The organism is Verrucomicrobiota bacterium, from assembly GCA_016871535.1.
GTDB lineage: Bacteria > Verrucomicrobiota > Verrucomicrobiia > Limisphaerales > SIBE01 > VHCZ01.
In genome coordinates this window covers 1-2,215 of record VHCZ01000441.1, presented here as the reverse complement: position 1 = coordinate 2,215, position 2,215 = coordinate 1, and the positions used below count along the sequence as shown (strand labels likewise).

Sequence of the window (2,215 nt, the reverse complement as noted above, 5' to 3'; positions counted from 1 at the left end):
ACCCAAACGACGCTCTCACCCTGATTTTGCAGGCTTCCCCGAATCTCCGACCAAAACATTCGCGCGCCTTTTGGCCTCTGGCCCCCCAATCTTTACGCCGCTTCCCCGAGTTTCTTCTCAGACACTAGTTAGTTAGTTAGTTAGTGACTAAAACAATTTTAGTTTAACAACAACGAGAAACAGTGTCAATCAGCCACCGTACCATCCGAACCCTGATCCTCGCGTGTCATTGCGTGCGGCGCGTGATCGCCGCGCCTCCGCTCAAGCTTGCCTGAGTCTCTCCATCATTTGCCTTGCTGAAATTGGGCCGGCGGGTTCGACTGCCTCTGTCCGAAATCCCAAATCGAACAACTCATAATGAAGGCGATTCGAGTTTCCCAAACTGGCGGCCCGGAGGTGTTGCAGCTTTGCGATTTGCCCGACCCGCAGCCGAGCGATGGACAGGTCCTTGTCCGCGTGCAGGCCGCCGGGGTTAATCCGGTTGAGACCTACATTCGCTCCGGGAAGTATGGAATTCTCCCCAATCTTCCTTATACCCCGGGCTCTGACGCCGCGGGATTGGTGCAAGCCGTCGGGAAAGGAGTGACTCGCGTAGTTCCTGGAAGCAGGGTTTATACGGCCGGGACGATGACCGGAGCCTATGCGCAATTAGCGCTTTGCTCGGAGAAACAGGTGCATCCTTTGCCTGAGAATGTTTCTTTCGAGCAGGGCGCGGCGGTGAACATTCCTTACGCGACGGCGTATCGAGCGCTTTTCCAGCGCGCTCATGCAGTCGCCGGGGAATCCGTATTGATTCATGGGGCCAGCGGTGGCGTGGGGGTAGCCGCGATCCAGATCGCTCGATCGAGCGGACTCCGGGTGATTGGCACGGCCGGATCGGAGCGCGGGGGAAAGATGGTCCTGGAGCAAGGCGCTCATCATGTCCTGGATCACCAGGCGCCTGACTACCTGAGCAAGGTCATGTCACTGACCGAGAACCGCGGCGTGGATGTCATTCTTGAAATGCTGGCCAACGTGAATCTGGGCAAGGATTTGACCGTCCTGGCACGCGGAGGACGCGTTGTGGTCATTGGGAGTCGTGGCGCAGTTGAAGTCAACCCGCGCGACGCGATGAGCCGCGAAGCCGCGATTCTTGGGATGGTGCTTTTCAACACGCCTGAGCACGAGTTGGCCTCCATTCATGCTGCGCTTGTCGCCGGGTTGGCGAACGGCACGCTTCGTCCATTGGTCGGCCAGCGCCTGCCATTGGCGGAAGCGCCCCGGGCGCATCGGGCCGTGATGGAGCCTGGCGCGTACGGGAAAATCGTGCTCCTTCCTTGAGAACGCCCCCGTAGATCAACCGTTTGCAGGATATTTGAACCACCAACGCAAAAAAAACCGGGTCGCTTAGTCAGGGGGTGACCCAGCGACCCGGGGAATGTTCAGGATCAGTACAAACGGGGGTTTGTGGGGAATAATCAGTTCTGGGTGTACAAAACCACAACTGAAATCTATTGGGCACTCAATGAACGCCTGGCGAAGTTCAGCCCGAAAATCACTCTGCCGCCACAAACCGGGCGCAATAGAGCATCGCTTCCGGGGCCTGTCAAGAGGCACCAAGCAAAAAATGGAAGTGAACTTTAGATTGCTATTTACAGTCCCACTTTGATTGTTACTATCCGCCCCGAAAAACTCCGGACGTGAAGAAAATCGAAGCGATTATCAAGCCTTTCAAGCTGGATGATGTCAAGGAAGCCCTCTCCAGCGTGGGCATCGAAGGGATGACCATCAGTGAAGTGAAAGGTTTCGGGCGCCAGAAAGGCCATACCGAGATTTACCGCGGCAGTGAGTACACAGTGGATTTTCTCCCCAAGATCAAAATCGAGGTCGTGCTGCAGGAAAGCGAAGCGGCCCAGGCGGTCGATGCTATCGTCAAAGCCGCCAAGACGGGCAAAATTGGTGACGGCAAGGTTTTCGTCACTTCGGTGGAGAACGCCATTCGCATCCGCACGGGCGAAACGGGCGAGGATGCCGTCTGATCCGAGTTTTCCCTTCGGCTCATTCCTTGAGGAAGGGAGTGTCGTGTCGTTTCATTAATCAAACCAAATCAATCAAAATTCATGAGCACAGCAAAGAGTGTAATCGAGATGGCCAAGAAGAACGAGGCCAAGATGGTCGATATCAAATTCGTCGATACCTTCGGGACCTGGCAGCATTTCAGTTTGCCCATCGCTGA

Annotated in this window: 3 protein-coding genes; all 3 read left to right on the top strand. The window is 55.8% G+C overall.

The genetic code is table 11. The features are described from left to right. Positions 1–357: 357 nt before the first annotated feature. On the top strand, positions 358–1,320 hold the full coding sequence (locus tag FJ398_27370) for an NADPH:quinone reductase (GenBank protein MBM3841598.1): 963 nt from the start codon (positions 358–360) through the stop codon (positions 1,318–1,320). 359 nt (positions 1,321–1,679) lie between these two features. Continuing rightward, on the top strand, positions 1,680–2,018 hold the full coding sequence (locus tag FJ398_27365; GenBank protein MBM3841597.1) for a P-II family nitrogen regulator: 339 nt from the start codon (positions 1,680–1,682) through the stop codon (positions 2,016–2,018). An 81-nt stretch (positions 2,019–2,099) separates the two neighbouring features. Then, positions 2,100–2,215 (top strand): glutamine synthetase (locus tag FJ398_27360; protein ID MBM3841596.1); only part of this gene is annotated, 116 nt, incomplete at its 3' end.